The following is an 18118-nucleotide window of genomic DNA, read 5'->3' as shown; positions in this document are numbered from 1 at the left end:
TTGGAAGTAAGCACTTACATCCAATTCAATGATGATGTCAAGTCAATGAAGGACAGGTCAAATGTCAGAGCATCTCGCTGTCTCCATTACTGATGTAGAAACTGCAGCCAAACGGTTAGCTGGGGTTGCTCACCGCACTCCCGTTCTAACTTCAAGAACAGTTAGCGATCGCACGCACTCTCAGGTATTCTTTAAATGCGAAAATTTTCAACGCACTGGCTCGTTTAAGTTTAGAGGTGCTTACAACGCACTATCACAATTATCAGAAGAACAGAAACAAAAAGGCGTACTGACATTCTCATCTGGAAATCACGCCCAAGGAATAGCCCTTGCCGGACAACTCCTTAAAATTCCTACCACAGTTGCCATGCCCGATGACGCCCCCAGTGTGAAATTAGCTGCAACTCGCGATTATGGTGCTGAGGTAATTTTGTACGATCGCAAACAAACCAACAGGGAAGAATTAGCCCACAATTTATTAAAAGAAAAGGCGTTGACACTCATTCCTCCTTACGACCATCCTCATATTGTGGCGGGACAGGGTACAGCAGCCAAAGAACTTATTGAAGAAGTTGGTGAATTGGACTTACTGTTAGTAGGTTGCGGTGGTGGTGGTATACTCTCAGGTTCCGCCATTGCAACCAAAGCAGCTTTACCCAACTGTCGGGTGATTGGAGTAGAACCAGCCCTTGCTGACGATGCAACACGTTCCTTTCACACCAAAACTTTGCAAACAGCAGACAATCCCGATACCATTGCTGACGGTGCGCGGACTCCTTATTTAGGTCAACTGACTTTCCCGCTAGTATTGCATTACGTTGATGATATGGTTACCGTATCTGAGGAAGCTATTATTCGCACCATGTTCTTTTTATGGGAACGCCTTAAAATTGTTGTTGAACCCACAGGAGCCCTAGCGGCTGCTGCTTTGTTAGAAGGTGTTGTGAAAGCACCAGGGGCTAGGGTTGGTGTGATTATTACGGGTGGTAATGTCGATTTGGCAAAATTGCCAGTGCTTACCACTCGATCGTGAATGGTTAGCGATCGCTGTTAAGGTAGCCAAAACTCTGGCAAGATCGATTTACCAATTTGACGTGCTGTTCTGTTGGCGATTCTTGCCAGTTGGATGTGAGTTTCATCGACTTCCACGGGTATAATTTGTGCTGGAAAACCTTCTCCCAAATAGGAAACCACCAAATTTGCAGCTTCCAATCCCGTCACGTAAGCCTTTTCCTGAGACCACGAACCATGACGGTTTGCAATCCAGTCACCGCTCACAAACACGTTTTTAAAACTTGTCCTTGCTGGTAACATATAGCGATAACTACCAGGAGCAAAGTGAGAAACCGCCTGTGGTAAACGAATTACACTGCGATCGATAACTTTTGCTTCCCCAAATGCTGGTACGCAACTAGTTAAATAACGCTGCACTATCTGTACGATTTCCTCATTCTCCAAAGATAAAAACTGATTGGCGTGATAAAAATCAACTTCAACAACGGTTCCCGGCTCATTGCGATACTCGTCATGCAATGCGTTTAAATCAAAAAATGTCCAGCCCGTGGTTGCATCAAATCCAAAGCAAGCATTAGAAGGACGCTTAATATCAATTTTGCGGTCAAACCATAGCCGAGTTGCCAAAACATCAATTGCTCCTAAATTACCCACATTGCGGAATTCTTCTCGACTTTGCAAGCTTGGGCTGTTAGCAAGAATCTTTTTCATACCCGTAATACCAACAGCAAAAATGACTGCATCAGTCTCAAAGACTTCATCAGAACAAACAACCCCTGTCACCCGATTCTCACTATTCACTATTACATCGGTGACGCGACGGTTTGCTAGCACCTTTGCACCAGCTTTTTCAATGCGTTCTACCCAAGGACGAAAGATTTTTTCGCCTACAGTTCCCCGACACCAAACGACATCAAAATCTGGTTGATGTGCCAGGATGAAATAGTAAAGCATTCCTATCGTTGCTGCAGCCGAACATTGTTCTCCTGGTGCAAACAAGCCTACTAGTAACATGGGTTCAAAAGATTCGCGGTAAAGCCTTGCAGAAACGCCAAAATCTTTGAATAATTCGCGGGCTGTAACAAAGTCATAACGCCGCCATGCTTCATCGGAATTATCAAAATCAATCACGGCGTAGAGTAAAGGTAAGGCGCTAATGCGATCGATAAGTGGCAAACGCTTAAACTGGGTGTAGAGGAAAGTCCCTAAAGGTGTTGGGAGTCGCGGTAGATTTTGAAAAATCGGTGATTCCACTTCCAATCCCAAGGGTGAATATTGAGACGAACGAGTCCATGTGGTAAAAGGGTTGATTCCCAACTCATCAATTAGGGCAAAGATATTCCTGTATGGATACCAAAAACCATGAATACCCGCTTCTACGGAACGCCCTGCGGCTGTTTTCCAACCTGCTACCAAGCCTCCCGGATAAGAACCAGCCTCTAAAAGTGTCACTTCATACCCTTGTTTTGCTAGGTGGTAAGTTGCTCCCAAACCAGCCCACCCCGCACCAACAACTACTACCCGTTTCCCATGTGACACTTCTGCCATAACAGCCTCCGTTTATCTTTATCATCCACTATAAAATTTTCAGACGGTTTGCGGTGGGTTTGATTGTTTTAGTGGAATATACTGAGAAACAAACTTCAAGTCAAAATAAATCGCCAAAAAAACACTTGCGGGTAATCTTACTTCAGAGTATAACCAAGAACATATTGATACTTGGTTAGGAGCCGTAACAATGAATTCATCAGTTAATTCTAAAGTCAGTCTCAGTGACTTTCAACTTAGGGATGGTATTTATTTTCCCAAAGACTACGAAGATTTGAACAATACAGAGCACAAACAAAGATGGGACAAAATTGGTAAAACCTATTACGGTTCCCAAAAAATTGAACAAGCAGAGGAAACATCGGCGCTGAAGAAAGATTACACTCTTCTTACCGGAAGACCTGGAGGAACTTGGACTAAATTTCCTCTGAATAAATCTGTGAATTCTATTCTTGAGATTGGTTCGGGTTACGGTAGGATTCCATTGTTTTTATCGAAAGACAAGAACTTGCGATGTCAGAAATATTACGGTATTGATATTTCAGAACCTTTACTGAGACGTTTGCTAAAGTGCAAGCAAGAATATGATTTTTTCCCTGGAGCAGAATTCCATATTATTTGTGCGTCGGCTGAACTGTTACCTATAGAAGATAATTCTGTAGACTTAATCATCTCTAATTGTGTATTTATGCATATACCAGAAGCACAAATCAGAATCTTGATGGCAGAAATGTCTCGCGTTCTGAAGCCCGGAGGAATTTTCGTTTTCAATCATTCTTTCCACAACAAAGCTTGTCCATCTCATAAAATTCATAATTTTATTAGAAGTTTAAGCCCTGCAAAAAACCCTGTTTATCTCAGACAATATTCTGCATCGGAAATTCAGGAAATGCTAGCGGCTTCTGGGCTAAAAGCGAAGTGTTCGCAATACACCGTAGAACCCACACAAGAGTATGCTATTGTCCCAGAAACAATCAAAGGTATCCCGGTACCTTTTGCTAAAGCAATTAACACGCGCCTTAAACCTTCTTCGACTTCTATGAGAGAAACTTTGGCTTATGGTTTCAGTGCTTACAGTACTCAACTAGGTTAAGGTCTTCTAAATCTAACAATATTTCGATATATCTTGATAATGCGGGCATTTTGCCCGCAATCAATATTGAAGAAGGCAGAAGTACGAAGGCAGAGGGCAGAAGGTTCCATTTAGAAGGGGATTCAGACCCCTCCTAAATGGTAGCGACTGAACGGAGTTCAGTCGGGGTCTTAAACCCTTGTTCCCTTTGGTCACTCGCAGAGAGCGGAGCCAGTATTCTCGAATGCCTCCAGCAAAGCTGCCCTCTGCCTTTCTTGATAAAACATGAGTTTGATGAAGTCAACACAGACCTCACGCCGAACCACTAACCACTAACCAAACACTATGAAACTTTATCAAAAAGCTCAGCCTATAGAAATGGCAACCGAAATTTGGTATGAATGGCGCAAGCAGAAGTTACCATTGTCTTTATTCCTGGCAATGTGCTTTAACCTTTTGCTTGCACCTATAGTGTATGCTGCTACCGCTCAAACATTTTCTCGAAATCAAGCTTGGGCTTTGGGTTTGTTAGGTCTAGTCACGGTAGGGCTTTCTATCTATCTGTTTTTCGTCATGTTTGTACCGGAGAAATTCTAATGAGTTTTTTACCTAACCCCTAACTAAGCTGTTATCCCTTTAACGATCGCACTGGACATTGTGTCTGTGTCGAGTAAATTCATGTCTTTTTGCGAATCAATAAAACAGCACTCTACTAAAATGGCTGGCATATTAGTATTTTTAATAACATACAAATGACTGCCATCTTTAACTCCACGATTGACAAATCCGAGTTTGGCAATTTCATTTAATACAGACTGGGCAATTTTTCTACCTGCGTCACTCATGGCATAGACTTCAGTACCATAGGCTTGTCCGTTAAAGGCATTAAAATGGATAGAGACAAAGGTATCAGCTTGAGCATTATTTGCTGTTTCGCATCTTTTAGCAAGTGATTCCCTAACTGTATCAGCTTGTGAGGGTTTGCACGATACAACTTCATGCCCTAAATCTTTTAACTTAGATATAACTTTAGTACCTACATCTAAAGTCAGTTTATCTTCAATTTGGATTCCTCTCGCTCCCGTATCTGGAGGGCAATTATGTCCAATATCAATTGCAATTTTCATTTTCTTGACCTCAGATAATTAGCTTGCTTTCTCTTTATAATTACAATTTTAGTTTTCACAATCGAGTTAGATTTAGCACAAAAAATATTGGCATATATCTAAAAAAGAGACTATAATAAATCATCAAAAAAATAGTATTTTTGAGATTTCTGCCAGTCTTATCTCTTCGGATGATGACTTATTTTTTATATAAAAACTAGGAGAGATTTACCGAATTTTACCGACAAATAGAAAACAAGGATGAAAGTAAAAATGCGATTTGAGAAATACCAATTTGTTATTATATGAACTAAAAATGGGAATAGAATTAGCTACTACAAAAATGAAGCTCGCCTAGGTGGAATAATAAAAAGATGAAAATTTTGAAACCCGTGTAGGAGCGTTTAGCCAGTATAGCTGCGAATTGTATTTGCCAGGAAAAGTATTCAATAAGACTATAAAAAAATCATCTAAAATAGAAATGTAACAATAAGAAAAGCTGTAAATCTCAGGCATGAAACGTATTGTCCTGGTTGCTGGGTTTGAATCGTTCAACGCTGACTTGTACCGTAAGGCGGCTTTTTTGGCTACCTCCCGCGTGGATGAGTTGGATATTCGGGTGTTTAGCGATCGCGACATAACCGCAAAGCGTACTGAGGTAGAAGCAGCTTTAAAAGGTGCTGATGTCTTTTTTGGCAGTTTGCTGTTCGATTATGACGAGGTACTGTGGTTGCGCGATCGCATCTCTAGTATCCCCATCCGCCTGGTATTTGAATCAGCATTAGAATTAATGAGTTTAACCAAACTGGGTGCATTTGCCATTGGGGATAAGCCTAAAGGAATGCCTAAACCAGTAAAGTTTATTCTGGACAAATTTAGCAATGGGCGAGAAGAAGACAAGCTAGCAGGGTACATTAGTTTTCTAAAAATAGGACCAAAGTTATTAAAATTTGTGCCAGTACAAAAAGTACAAGATTTACGTAACTGGCTAATTATATATGGATATTGGAATGCAGGCGGCTCGGAGAACGTCGCTGCTTTATTTTGGACATTAGCAGAAAAATATTTGGGTTTGAAAGTTGGGGAGATTCCCGCACCAGTAGAAACCCCAAATATGGGGCTGTTACATCCCGACTACCCCGGTTATTTTGAATCACCCCGTCAGTATTTGGAGTGGTACTACAAGAAGATTGGGGGAGAGGGAGAAGGAGACAGGGGGAGGAATTTTTCCCCCTCCCCAGTTGTTGGAATTCTTCTATACCGCAAACACGTTGTGACAAAACAACCTTACATTCCCCAACTGATTCGCCGTTTTGAAGAAGCAGGTTTAATACCTTTACCTATCTTTATTAATGGTGTAGAAGGTCATGTAGCCGTGCGGGATTGGATGACAACGGATTTTGAAAGCCAAGCCAGACAACAAGGACGTGTAGAAACTCCTTCCCTTTCTCCAGAAGCTGTTAAAGTTGATGCGATCGTTTCTACAATTGGCTTTCCCTTAGTTGGTGGTCCTGCGGGTTCTATGGAAGCAGGGCGTCAAGTGGATGTAGCAAAACGCATTCTCAGTGCTAAAAATGTACCTTATATTGTTGCTGCACCGCTACTGATTCAAGATATTTACTCGTGGACGCGTCAGGGAATTGGGGGTTTGCAAAGTGTTGTTTTATACGCATTACCAGAATTAGATGGAGCAATTGATACAGTTCCCCTCGGTGGATTGGTAGGAGAAGAGATTTATTTAGTTCCGGAAAGAGTACACCGGCTCATCGGGAGAGTGAAAAGTTGGATTAATCTGCGACAAAAACCAGCGTCTGAAAGAAAAATTGCAATTATTCTCTACGGTTTTCCCCCTGGTTATGGTGCTGTGGGAACAGCTGCATTGTTGAATGTACCCCGCAGTCTTTTAAAGTTGCTTTATGCGCTTAAAGAGCAAGGTTATACTGTTGGAGATTTACCAGAAGATGGGGAAGAGTTGATTCGCCAGATAAAAGAAGCGGATGAGTTAAGATGGGGAGAAGAAAAAAATTTCTCCCCCGCTCCAGAAGGAAACTCGAGTCTCTCTGTGTCTCCTTCCTCTGTCAATGTCCGCACTTTAGAAAAATGGTTGGGATATCTCCGCACATCCCGGATTGAAAAACAATGGAAATCTCTAACGGGAACGGGTATTAAAACTTATGGTGATGAATTTCACATTGGTGGTGTTTGGCTGGGAAATGTATGGATAGGAGTACAGCCACCGTTGGGATTGCAAGGCGACCCCATGCGCTTGATGTTTGAACGGGATTTAACGCCTCATCCCCAATATGCTGCTTTTTATAAATGGTTGCAAAATGAGTTTCAAGCTGATGCTGTGGTTCATTTTGGAATGCACGGTACTGTAGAATGGTTGCCTGGTTCTCCTTTGGGGAATACGGGTTATTCTTGGTCTGATATTTTGTTGGGAGATTTGCCGAATCTATATATATATGCAGCGAATAACCCTTCTGAATCTATTTTGGCAAAGCGTCGCGGTTATGGGGTGTTGATTTCTCACAACGTACCTCCTTACGGTCGTGCGGGGTTGTATAAGGAGTTAGTGGCGTTGCGGGATTTGATTTCGGAGTATCGCGAAGATCCAAAAAAGAATTATCTGCTGAAAGAGGCAATTTGTAAGAAAATTCTGGATACGGGTTTGGATGCGGATTGTCCTTTTGAAGATGCTAAGCGTTTGGGAATCGCGTTTAGCGTCGAGAACGTTCGGATGTTTAGCGATCGCGTTTTTAACGATTATCTTGCAAAGTTATATGAGTATTTGCAGGTTCTGGAGAATCGGTTGTTCTCTTCTGGATTACATGTTTTAGGGGAAGCACCTGGTGAGGAGGAGTTAGGGTCTTATTTAGAGGCTTATTTTGGGAACGAACTACAGAGTCGCAAAGAAGAGGAGGGGTTGATTAGAGAGTTATTGAGTCAAACAACAGATGAGTTGGCGAATTTGTTGCGAGGGTTGAATGGGGAGTATATTCCTCCTGCACCGGGAGGGGATTTATTGCGGGATGGTGCTGGTGTTTTGCCCACGGGTAGAAATATTCATGCTTTAGATCCTTACAGAATGCCATCTCCAGCTGCTTGCGAGCGAGGACGAGAAATTGGGCAAAAAATCATTGTTCAGCATTTGCAAGAACATGGGGCGTATCCGGAAACTGTAGCGGTGATGCTGTGGGGTTTGGACGCTATTAAGACAAAGGGAGAATCTTTGGGGATTCTTTTAGAGTTGGTAGGTGCGGAACCCGTGAAAGAAGGTACGGGGCGGATTGTCAGGTATGAGTTGAAGTCTTTGGCGGAGGTGGGACATCCCCGCATAGATGTTTTGGCAAATTTATCGGGAATTTTTCGGGATAGTTTTGTCAATATTATCGAGTTGTTGGACGATTTGTTTCTTCGGGCTGCTGAGGCTGAGGAACCGGAGGAGCAAAATTTCATTAGAAAGCATGCTCTTGCGTTGAAGGCGCAAGGGGTGGAAAATGTATCGGCTAGGTTATTTTCTAATCCGGCTGGTGATTTTGGTTCTTTAGTAAACGATCGGGTGGTTGATAGTAATTGGGAATCTGGGGATGAGTTGGGGGATACTTGGAAGGGTCGCAATGTGTTTAGTTATGGAAGACAGGACAAGGGTCAAGCCAGACCGGAGGTTTTGACTCAGCTTTTGCAGAGTACCAGTCGCATTGTTCAAGAAATTGATTCTGTGGAATATGGTTTGACTGACATTCAGGAGTACTATGCCAATACGGGTGGTTTGAAGAAAGCTGCTGAAAAACAGCGCGGTCAAAAGGTGACAACGAGTTTTGTGGAGAGTTTCTCGAAGGATACGACACCTCGGAATTTAGACGATCTGTTGAGGATGGAGTATCGGACTAAGTTACTAAATCCGAAATGGGCGGAAGCAATGGCGAGTCAGGGTTCGGGGGGTGCTTATGAAATTTCCCAACGGATGACAGCCTTGATTGGTTGGGGCGGTACTGCAGATTTTACGGATGATTGGGTGTATGACCAAGCTGCTGATACTTATGCTTTAGATGGAGAAATGGCAGAGAAATTGCGTCAGGCAAATCCGGAAGCGTTCAGGAATATTGTAGCAAGGATGTTGGAGGCAAATGGGCGGGGTTTCTGGCAAGCGAGTGAAGAGAAGTTGCAGAAGTTACGCGAGTTGTATGAATTGACGGACGAGCAATTGGAGGGGGTAACGACTTCATAAGTCGCTAAAGTGATACATTAAGATCCCCCTAAATCTCCCTTAAAAAGGGGGACGAGTGAAGAATTCCCCCCTTTTTAAGGCTAGGGGGATCGTCTGTCTTTAAGGGGGTAGCTAAAATCTAAAATCCAAAATGAAGGAGGGTTTAGCTCAAGTTATGCCCGCGCAAAGTATATGCTAGAAGCAGCAGAGGAAAATTGGATACAGGCAGATTTAAAAGCATGGTCTGAATGAGTAATATATTTTTACACAGTTTTGTAAAGTTGCTTAGCGCACTTCCTTCATTACAACGTGCGATCGCATTAGACCGCACTAATCGTTATAAAGATGCATGGAATACTGTTTCATCTGTATGGCGTAACGATGAATTGCGCTACTCAGACAGTGAGGGAAAGGAAGAAGAAAGCCAACGCTTTATACAAGCAGTGAAAATATTACACCAGTTCTTACTAGCTAAACAAGACGAGGCGTCCTGATGACTTCAATTGTATCACCAGAACAAATTGAGAACCTTTTGATTAATGAGTTACAAACTCGCGATCCAAGAGCGCAAGTCAAGGTCAAGCGTACCACATTGGGATGGCTCACAATTCAAGTTATTACCAGTTTTTTTGAAGGAAATACAACAGAAGAACGTGAAGAAAAAATTGATAAAATCTTAGAAACTATAGATATGAACTTGAGCCAGTATCCAATTGCTGGTTATGATTTTTTAACTCCAAAAGAAGCAAACGAACAACAGCCAGAATATATACAATTGCCTCTTTGGTCTGATATTTTAATGGCTTCAGACGCCAACCAACCAATTCAATTAGAAGAAGACAGTCCGAAGCGTCCATTAGTAGTTACTTTTTACTCTTTTAAAGGAGGAGTTGGTCGCTCTACTGCTTTAGGATTGGTAGCAGGTATACTTGCAAGTCGCAATCGTCGAGTCGTGATGGTCGATTTCGACTTGGAAGCCCCTGGAATTTCAGTTTTATTTCGCTCTGATGTTGAAAACTTCAATCAAGAGCAATTTGGTGTTGTCGATTATATATATCAACGATATTTAACTCCCGAAGAGAATTTTCCCAGCCTTGAGGACTGTATATTTCAAGTCAACTTACCAACTAGAGGCGAACTTTTTTTAGTACCAGTTGGAGAATATGATGAAAATTATATTCATAGATTGGCAGAACTTGATAGGAGAACATTACAACAATTTTATACAAGTACAAATAATCCTATCAGGCAACTGATAGAAGACATCAAAAAGCAACTGAATCCAGATGTTATTTTAATTGATGCGCGTCCTGGTTTTAATGATACAAACGCGATCGCATTATTCGACCTAGCTGATACTGCCATCATTTGCTTTTCGCCTACCGACCAAAGCTTTGAAGGGTTGCGCTGGGTTGTACGGGCGGCTGGAAAACAGCGTGACTATCAGGGAAAGCCAGATCTACGCTTTTTACTAACACCCATGCCACCTGTTGCAGCCGAACAGCGTCAAATTTGGATAAGTAAAGTTGAAAAATGGCTCGAAGAAAACTGGATTTTGCCTCGTGGTATAACCGTGAATGAAGTTTACTATCAAGTTCCTTATAACCCTAACATTACAACTTTATACAGTCTAATTAATGACGTTCCTCTAAGTTTGCTAAACGACTACTTGCCACTTGCAGATGCAATTGATGCTAGCTTACCTGATATTCAACCCAATGTAGCAACTACAATTGTTCAAAATCCTGATACAATATTGAACGAGTTGCAATTTGAAGCAGCAAGAGCACAAGATTTAGAAGCAGATAGTATTCCAAATATATTCCAGAGTACAGAAGATTTTCCACAATTTCTTAAGAACCGAACTTGGCTGATACGAGGAGCTAAAGGAACTGGTAAAAGTTTATTATTTAGATTATTTGTAGAGCAGCCAGAAAAAGCAAAAGATTTGGCTCGGCTTGATGTAGATTTAAGTAATGTTAACTTTATACCCGGACACGGTGAGCCTAGACTGCTTGGACCAATTTTAGAAAGCAGGGACTTGGAGAGCTACGAACGACAAGTGGGAGAGAATAGCTGGGCTACCTTTTGGCTAAATTACGCGCTATTGCAACTTTGCCATTCTATACCGGAGTTGCAATTGCTTACTAATTTAGACGAACAGTTAATTGCTTTGAGTTCGCAAGACAACCCTTCACACACATCCATTGTTTCTTGGTTAGTTGAGCATACTCACTCGCCACAAGCAGCTTCAAAAGCTATTGATGAATTGCGTGCGATTGATAACTGGTTGCAAACGAATAATTTACGCGCCTGGTTACTTTATGACGAGTTAGATGCTAGCTTTGGGTCGAGTCAACAGGACTATGTTCGTCGAAGAAGAGCACTGGAAGCTCTGCTTGCATGGTGGTTAGAAAGCGGAACAAGTTTGAAGTGCATTGTACCCAAAATCTTTTTAAGAGAAGATATTTGGGAGCAGCTCAACTTTACCAATAAAGGACATTATGTTGGGCGTTCTGTGCAATTGCGTTGGGGCGAAGTTGACCTCTGGAGACTGGTGCTACGTCAAGTTCTGAATAGTTCTGATACCCTAAGTCGCTCTTTGGAGCAAAATTTGGGAGTGACAATAGCTCGATTAAATACTATCGAGTTAGAGCAATTGCGTAGAAGCTTGTATCCTCTGTGGGGTGAAAGAATGGGTCGGACAAAAAAAGCTTATACCTACAACTGGATTCGTACCCGTATTGCTGATGGTCAAAAAAACTGCTTTCCACGGAGTTTGATATTGCTTTTAAAAGAAGCTGTTAAGCGTGAGAAAGGCTTTTCCACAAAGTACAATCCGGAAGTTCTTCTGCGTCCTAAAGCATTGATTGATGCTTTTCCCTACGTTTCCGAGCAAAGAGTGGATGAAGTACGCAATGAATACCCCGAATTGGAAGAATATTTGAGCAGACTGCAAGGCGAGCGATCGCCTATCGACTCTAACAGACTTACTGAAATATGGAACATAACGGATAGTGCATTAGCTCTTCGTGTAAAAGATATGGTCGATGCTGGTATTTTTACAGAACGCTCTCGTCCTCAAGATCCGACTCCTCGCGTTTATGCTGTTGCTGAATTGTATCTGTACGGATTAAAAATGGTTCGTAAGGGACAAAGGTAAAGCACAGAAGAATACAGGGGTTATATCGCGTCAAAAATCAAGCTGGACATCTATAGGGCAAAACGGTAGCAGCAGTTACGTGAGTTGTATAAGTTGACGGATGAGCAATTGGAGGGAGTGACCCCATAATTTGTATAGAAGTTGTTAGTTGTTTAGAGAATAGATTCATATTTCTTGACATAGATATATTAATTTATGTCCACTTACTTAACGACAGAATTGTTATCTAGTTATTCATAAGTAGAGAGGCGTAAAAAAACCGAATTATGTAACAAAAAGTAAACTTGACTAAAAACCTTTTCCCTTCTGCCTTGTCATAACAACAATTTTTAATACTCACTTATACCAATTTAATATGAAGCTGCATACAATTAGCCTGCGAAGGCAGGCTTTGTTTGTATAGCCCCACTCTTCTAGAGTGAGGGCAATAATGTGCAACTTCACATAGAATTGGTATTACTTAATAAAGTTTGTGAATAACATTTTTTATATAAAAAAGCTTTAATTGCTATATTTTAATATTTTCAAATTTGAATTTGATTTGTCCGATGCCAGCCCTAACTTCCTTTATATTATCAAGGCGAGGTCACAAGCCCAAAGAATTAATGGATTAGGGGAGGAACAAATCGTGCGTAGCTACCAAAGCGATTTACTCAGCCGCATTATTACCAATGCTATGGATAAAAGCTCCAATGATATTTACGGTGTGCGAGGCTTTATTATAAAGCGTATCCAACAATTCAATCTCAACGCAGAAATCAACTATACAACTGTCCTGGCTGAAGCCTATTATCGGATATACGCTCAAATTATCAATAAAGATAAAGAAATTCAAAATATGGAAAGCTATATTAGAAAGGTTGCTATCAATTTTCTAATAGAAACTCTTCGGAAGAGGCAAAGAGAGTGGAATTGCGGTCAAAGATTAGCCCGAATGTCTCTGAAGGAACATTTGAATGCAGAATATGAAAAGCTCGACAAAGCCTTTACAAAGTCTCAAATTGCAAAAGCTCTAAAAAAGTTAGAAAAGAGACAAAGAACTCTTTTCAGGTTGAGAGTCTACGCGGATTGGAGCTATGGAGATATTGCTACATATTTTGTTCGATTGGGATGGGAGCAATCGAGTAACAGCACAACACATAATAAATTATCCAAACAGTATTCACGAATATTGGAGAAACTGCGGGATTCTTTAAGTGAATTGTAACAGCGAGATTCCGTGCCATTTTGTTAATTTTTTTGACAAGATGGCACGAAATAACAGGATTTTCCATTTTCAGGTCAAATTAAATTTTTTAGATGTTTGAGTGAGGTCAGTATGTCCTTCGATTTAGCAATTGAATATTTTCTACTGGCAAGCCGTAACGAACTATCCGAATTAAATGCTATGAGGATGGAAGAAATTTTGGAGATGGCATCAAATGATGAATATTTAAATAGATTAATTGCTCAAACCGATGCGCTAGTTTTTGAAGACCTTTGCCAAGAAAATCCTACTTTTGTAAAAACAGTACTCTGCGAACATTATGAATGCGCTCCGGCTACAGCCTTTAATACTTCAGACAATAGTGAAGCTCTGCTGCAAGTAGCAGAGCGCAATGGAATGCTTGTGTTAAATTCTTTAAATTCTCACAACACAAAACCCGTCATAAGCCGCAGCCGCGCCCGTTTAATGGAGGTTTATCGCCAAAATCAGGAGAGAATAAAACAAGAGTCATTGATGATTAAAAACCAGTCTTGGCATTATGGAAGCGAAAAAATTATAGGAAAAATGTACTAGTTTTTCTCAAGCAACCTTATATTTTTCCAAACTTTGCGATACTAACTAATACCAATTTAATATGAAGCTGCATACAATTAGCCTGCGTATAGCCCTTACGGGCATAGCCTGCGGCATCGCGTAGCGTGCGCTTTGCGCTTAGGCAGGCTTTGTTTGTATAGCCGCACTCTAGAAGAGTGCGGGCAAATAATGTGCAACTTCACATAGATTTGGTATAACATAATGAATTTGAAAGCCCCTCGCAAGCAGCAACTCTAGGGGCAATATGTTACGCAAACTATTTGTTTGCAGGAGGCTCGGGGCGATCGCCTTCGCCACGAGGATGAGGCGGAACACCAAGTGCGTCTTTTAACTGTTGTTCGGTGACACCCAACTTCGCCGCCACCGCTTTCAAATCGGGGCGAGGCGGACGCTGATTTGGAGCGGCTCGATCCGGAGGATTGGCAGGTACCCCCAGTGCATCCTTTAACTGTTGTTCGGTGACACCCAACTTTGCCGACGCTGCTTTCAAATTGGGGCGAGGGTGAGGTCGAACACCAAGCGCATCTTTTAACTGTTGTTCGGTGACACCAAGCTTTGCTGCTGCAGCTTTCCAATCGGGGCGAGGTGGTCGCTGATTTGGGTCAGCTTGACTTGGAGGATTGGCAGGTACTCCCAGCGCATCCTTTAACTGTTGTTCGGTAACACCAAGCTTTGCTGCAGCGGCTTTCCAATCAGGGCGAGGCGGTCGCCTTTGTCCTTCTGGTTGTTGGTTGGGTTGTTGTGCAGCCTGGGCAACCCGATAAGATGGATGAGCGGCATTTACCTGATTCAGGAAAATCAAACTAAGTGTACCAGCCACAACGGGAATTGCTATTACCACTCCTGCTTTATTAAACCTCACAGTCATCCTCCATAAGATATATTCTTTATGTTTTTCATTGAAGTCGCTGACAATTACAGTTTGCCGTGCATTTAAATGACAACTATGTAATTTTTCTACCTAGTAGAGGTCGATCTGAAATCGAGACGAAAGCGAATAAGTACGCTCATGTACTTATTTTTTCGTTGTTTGTAAGCTCAATCTAATTTACACTGTCTAATACCAGTACCCAGTCATTACCACGACCCGACGTAGAAGGTTGAAACCTTTGCGTGCTCTTATTTGAAAATTTGCCGATTACCCTCGATCGCCCGGTACGCGGATTAAACCAGTACGCTTGGACCTCACTGCCGGTTATTTTACGAAGATCGGCATTAATTGATTGACCAGTTGGAGTGTAGATGAACGCAAACAAACCATTTGCCGCACGAGCGGCTGCGATCCGATCGGCACCATCTCCTGCTGGTCCTACAATCATCGCGGAATCGGGTACTAACTGGTTAAAGGGTCTCGATTCAAATAATCGACGCATATATCCCATTTCTGTTGAACCGGGATGTTTTAATGCTTTACGCCACGGTGTTCTAGCAGAGGAGATAGGCTCGCGTCCTTCCTGCCACATTTGCCATATGTTATGGTTGCCGTAGGTGTGACCTAACGCTCCCGATAGCATTGACCAATACGCAGCCTGTCTGACATCGGCATTATCAAACCAACCTTTCTCAGGATTCCAGCCAATTGGGTGATCCTCATATCGTGGTTCGCCATCTAGCACTGGTTTGGGTGGATTCAGCGCGTAATCTTGAAGCGTGGCTTCATAGTTAGGCAGATTGGGTTGAGTATGTCCTGACTGGAACATATTAAAAGCCAACCATTCATCCTTCTGGAACCATATAGATGAACTACTTCCCCCTTGAGGATGAAAAGTCATTAAATGTTTGCCTTTATGTCCCGTCTGCAATCCTTTTGCCATTGCACGAATGATAGCGAGATGCTCTTCTCGATCTGGATTTCGATCGCCCCCCAAAATCCAAATAATGGGTTTATCCTTATACCGATTCCCCAGGTATCTACCATAAGCCTCAGCATTGGTGGGGTTAAATATTTCCGGTCCCACACCCCAAGCTTTGTTCCATTTATCTCCCCAGGTAGGCAACATACCGATATACAGACCCAACTCCGCAGCTCTGTTCACAATGTAATCCACGTGCTGGAAATAAGCTTCGTTAGGTTGGGTGGGATCGTTATTCTTTAAAGGTTTGTCACCGTAAGGATTCGGTGTATTTAGCCCATCAACTTCTGCTAGCACCACCGCCTGAATGACTGTAAAGCCCTTAGACGCTCGATCTCGCAGATAAAGATCGGCTTCTTCCCGATTTAATCTGTGAAATAATTCCCAAGCTGTATCTCCTAGATAAAAGAAGGGTTTGGTTCCTTCTTTTTGGTATAAAAACCGTCGATCCTTGCCCACAATCAGGCGATCTGGTAAAGGTTCTAGTTCCTGGGCAGTCGTGCCAGAGATCAAGAACAAGGAGATGAGAGTAGCATAAAAAAAAGTGGGTTTTTTGTGTCGCATCAAAGTATTGTAAGAAAAACAGATCGTACTCTTTACTGTATAAAATATAAAATTTGCGATCGCACCGGGCTAAGTTCTATCTATATTCCCCTGATAAGAATGGCGCTTTTTAAAGATGCTTCTCATAAACGATTTCATAGGGTTGATACCCTGCTTTACGGTAGAACATCGCTGCTCTTTCATTGCTACATAATAAACCGACTCTGACAACTTCCAACTTTAAATCGATGAACCAATTCTCAGCGGCTGTCATCAGTGCAGTACCGACTCCCCGCGCTCGCGTTGTTGGCAAAACGTATAAATCGGAGATGTAACCATATTTTCGCTCCTTTTCAACAACGTGCAAGTCTCCTTCATCAAGTTCTTCTACAAAACAGACTACAAAACCAATGATGCGTTCCTCGGACTGGGCTACGTAAATCTGACCGTCTTGCTTCTTAACAATTTCTTCAAGATACGCAAAATGCTCATTCCCAATCTGAGAACCTGATGGTCTGTTAGGATGAAATTCAGATTCAACATCTTGAAGCATTTCCATTAGTTTCACTAACACCGGACGATCTTGAGGTTCGGCAGTGCGAATTTTAAAATCAGATGGCATAAATTAGTATTTCATGTCGAACCAAGATTGTATTCATGAATTTACATGAATTTGTGCTACTGTCAAGAGGTACATATCTATATACTTCAAATTCCCGAGCGTGAATCTTGGGTAGTTTGGTATTCAGGGCTCGCGGTTTCGAGCGTTGAAGTTTCCGCTTTGATGTCAGCACGACTTGAACCATTAGTCATTCCCTCAGCGATATGACATTTAGCGATCGGGCTCTCGGTACAATACCTAATTAATATCCACAAGCGGACATTTTGTAAAGATTTCTATTTGTTTCTGTCGATCTACTTATTATTACGTTTGGTAATTATGTTTTATCAAATGAAAATGTAGAAATTTCTGAGGACAAATTACAACTATAAATGCTAACTAAGGATTATAATTTTTAGACTTGGGTCTTTTATGACTTCAGACCACCATTTTTCAGTAGGATATTCTCTTCGTCCCAGTACAAGTAAAGACACATTCAAAATCCTTCAAATATGCTATTTTGAGGTTAAAGCAATAGGCTTGTTTTATATTTTTTTACTGCCATCTTTAATATATTTTGGTGAACCGTTCAAATTTCTGTTAATTGGATGGGGTCTGCTCTGTATTGCAATGGTTATCTTCAGGTATTTTTCCTTCTTATCAATTATTAAATTAGCACAATCATGGGTTATTGAATGCGATCGCGAAATTGTAGCTTGTGCAGTCGTTAAAAATTGCCAGCAGTATTCAGAACTTTTCAGGTTGTATGTTAAGTATAGTCATCGAAACAAAGGTTTAGGGACTTGTTTGGTGAAAACTCTTTTGAAAGACGTCAATAAACCTGTTTATGTTGTGTCCGTTCCCAAAGCGCTTTATTTTTATAGGCGTCTCGGTTTTGTACCAATCCCCAAGTATAGATTGCCACAAATATACAGTCAACTTTCTCGCCAAGGGTCAATCATCCTGGGATTTATCAAGGGAGGAAGCGACCAATAACCATTCACCAATTAATCGTCCGCCTGTGCGGACTACGTTTTCTAGCTGCTATCGTTTGTGCAATAAGCTACCGCAAGCTTAGGGAACACAAAAAAATAAATTATCCCAAATCAGAAATTAACGTATAGGGGCGCGGCGGCCTTGCGCCCTTACAATGGGATGATTTTTTAACCTGAAGAGAAGTCTTGATGAACGGTAAGAGTACTCGAGT

General features: G+C 41.7%; 13 protein-coding genes and 1 pseudogene. 9 read left to right on the top strand and 5 right to left on the bottom strand.

Features of this window, described 5'->3' with window-relative positions; all coding sequences use genetic code 11:
* The first annotated feature begins 61 nt into the window (after positions 1–61).
* Positions 62–1033 (top strand): threo-3-hydroxy-L-aspartate ammonia-lyase, encoded by a 972-nt coding sequence (locus tag AB0756_RS26695; protein WP_038085439.1) that lies wholly within the window; start codon positions 62–64, stop codon positions 1031–1033.
* A gap of 17 nt (positions 1034–1050) precedes the next feature.
* Here AB0756_RS26695 and AB0756_RS26690 read toward each other — a convergent pair whose 3' ends face one another.
* On the bottom strand, positions 1051–2562 hold the full coding sequence (locus tag AB0756_RS26690) for a hydroxysqualene dehydroxylase (protein ID WP_038085442.1): 1512 nt from the start codon (positions 2560–2562) through the stop codon (positions 1051–1053).
* 190 nt (positions 2563–2752) lie between these two features.
* Here AB0756_RS26690 and AB0756_RS26685 point away from each other — a divergent pair, with 190 nt between their 5' ends.
* A complete protein-coding gene (locus tag AB0756_RS26685; RefSeq protein ID WP_050045251.1) occupies positions 2753–3655 on the top strand; it encodes a class I SAM-dependent methyltransferase in 903 nt (300 codons plus the stop codon).
* 324 nt (positions 3656–3979) lie between these two features.
* On the top strand, positions 3980–4231 hold the full coding sequence (locus AB0756_RS26680; RefSeq protein ID WP_038085447.1) for a potassium-transporting ATPase subunit F: 252 nt from the start codon (positions 3980–3982) through the stop codon (positions 4229–4231).
* Positions 4232–4260: 29 nt separating this feature from the next.
* On the opposite strand, the pseudogene AB0756_RS26675 reads toward AB0756_RS26680, so the two are convergent.
* Positions 4261–4761 (bottom strand): annotated as a pseudogene (locus AB0756_RS26675) (N-acetylmuramoyl-L-alanine amidase); the annotation flags it as partial.
* A 493-nt stretch (positions 4762–5254) separates the two neighbouring features.
* Between AB0756_RS26675 and bchH the strand changes: the two are divergent.
* The 5 genes from bchH to AB0756_RS26650 all read left to right on the top strand — a co-directional run bounded on the left by bchH (position 5255) and on the right by AB0756_RS26650 (position 13893).
* Positions 5255–8971, top strand: a complete 3717-nt coding sequence (gene bchH / locus AB0756_RS26670) for a magnesium chelatase subunit H (protein ID WP_038085452.1) — start codon at positions 5255–5257, stop codon at positions 8969–8971.
* A 227-nt stretch (positions 8972–9198) separates the two neighbouring features.
* Positions 9199–9444: a hypothetical protein gene (locus tag AB0756_RS26665; RefSeq protein WP_050045250.1), complete on the top strand. Its 246-nt coding sequence runs from the start codon at positions 9199–9201 to the stop codon at positions 9442–9444.
* Entirely contained in the window at positions 9444–12113 is a 2670-nt protein-coding gene (locus tag AB0756_RS26660; RefSeq protein WP_167844737.1) for a P-loop ATPase, Sll1717 family, read from the top strand. The genes AB0756_RS26665 and AB0756_RS26660 overlap by 1 nt, the downstream gene beginning before the upstream one ends.
* A gap of 628 nt (positions 12114–12741) precedes the next feature.
* On the top strand, positions 12742–13320 hold the full coding sequence (locus tag AB0756_RS26655) for an RNA polymerase sigma factor (RefSeq protein WP_167844738.1): 579 nt from the start codon (positions 12742–12744) through the stop codon (positions 13318–13320).
* 111 nt (positions 13321–13431) lie between these two features.
* Positions 13432–13893, top strand: a complete 462-nt coding sequence (locus tag AB0756_RS26650) for a hypothetical protein (RefSeq protein ID WP_038109795.1) — start codon at positions 13432–13434, stop codon at positions 13891–13893.
* A gap of 277 nt (positions 13894–14170) precedes the next feature.
* Here the strand turns inward: AB0756_RS26650 and AB0756_RS26645 are convergent, their stop codons facing one another.
* The 3 genes from AB0756_RS26645 to AB0756_RS26635 all read right to left on the bottom strand — a co-directional run bounded on the left by AB0756_RS26645 (position 14171) and on the right by AB0756_RS26635 (position 16932).
* Positions 14171–14782 (bottom strand): hypothetical protein, encoded by a 612-nt coding sequence (locus AB0756_RS26645; protein ID WP_050045248.1) that lies wholly within the window; start codon positions 14780–14782, stop codon positions 14171–14173.
* A gap of 175 nt (positions 14783–14957) precedes the next feature.
* Positions 14958–16331, bottom strand: a complete 1374-nt coding sequence (locus AB0756_RS26640) for a glycoside hydrolase family 140 protein (protein ID WP_082051604.1) — start codon at positions 16329–16331, stop codon at positions 14958–14960.
* Between the two features lie 109 nt (positions 16332–16440).
* Positions 16441–16932: a GNAT family N-acetyltransferase gene (locus tag AB0756_RS26635; protein ID WP_038080379.1), complete on the bottom strand. Its 492-nt coding sequence runs from the start codon at positions 16930–16932 to the stop codon at positions 16441–16443.
* Between the two features lie 609 nt (positions 16933–17541).
* Here AB0756_RS26635 and AB0756_RS26630 point away from each other — a divergent pair.
* A complete protein-coding gene (locus tag AB0756_RS26630) occupies positions 17542–17907 on the top strand; it encodes a GNAT family N-acetyltransferase (RefSeq protein ID WP_162002284.1) in 366 nt (121 codons plus the stop codon).
* Positions 17908–18118 lie beyond the last annotated feature (211 nt).

It is taken from the genome of Tolypothrix campylonemoides VB511288_2 (genome assembly GCF_045999855.1).
Lineage (GTDB): Bacteria > Cyanobacteriota > Cyanobacteriia > Cyanobacteriales > Nostocaceae > Scytonema > Scytonema bouteillei_A.
This window is presented reverse-complemented; position numbering and strand designations above follow the sequence as displayed.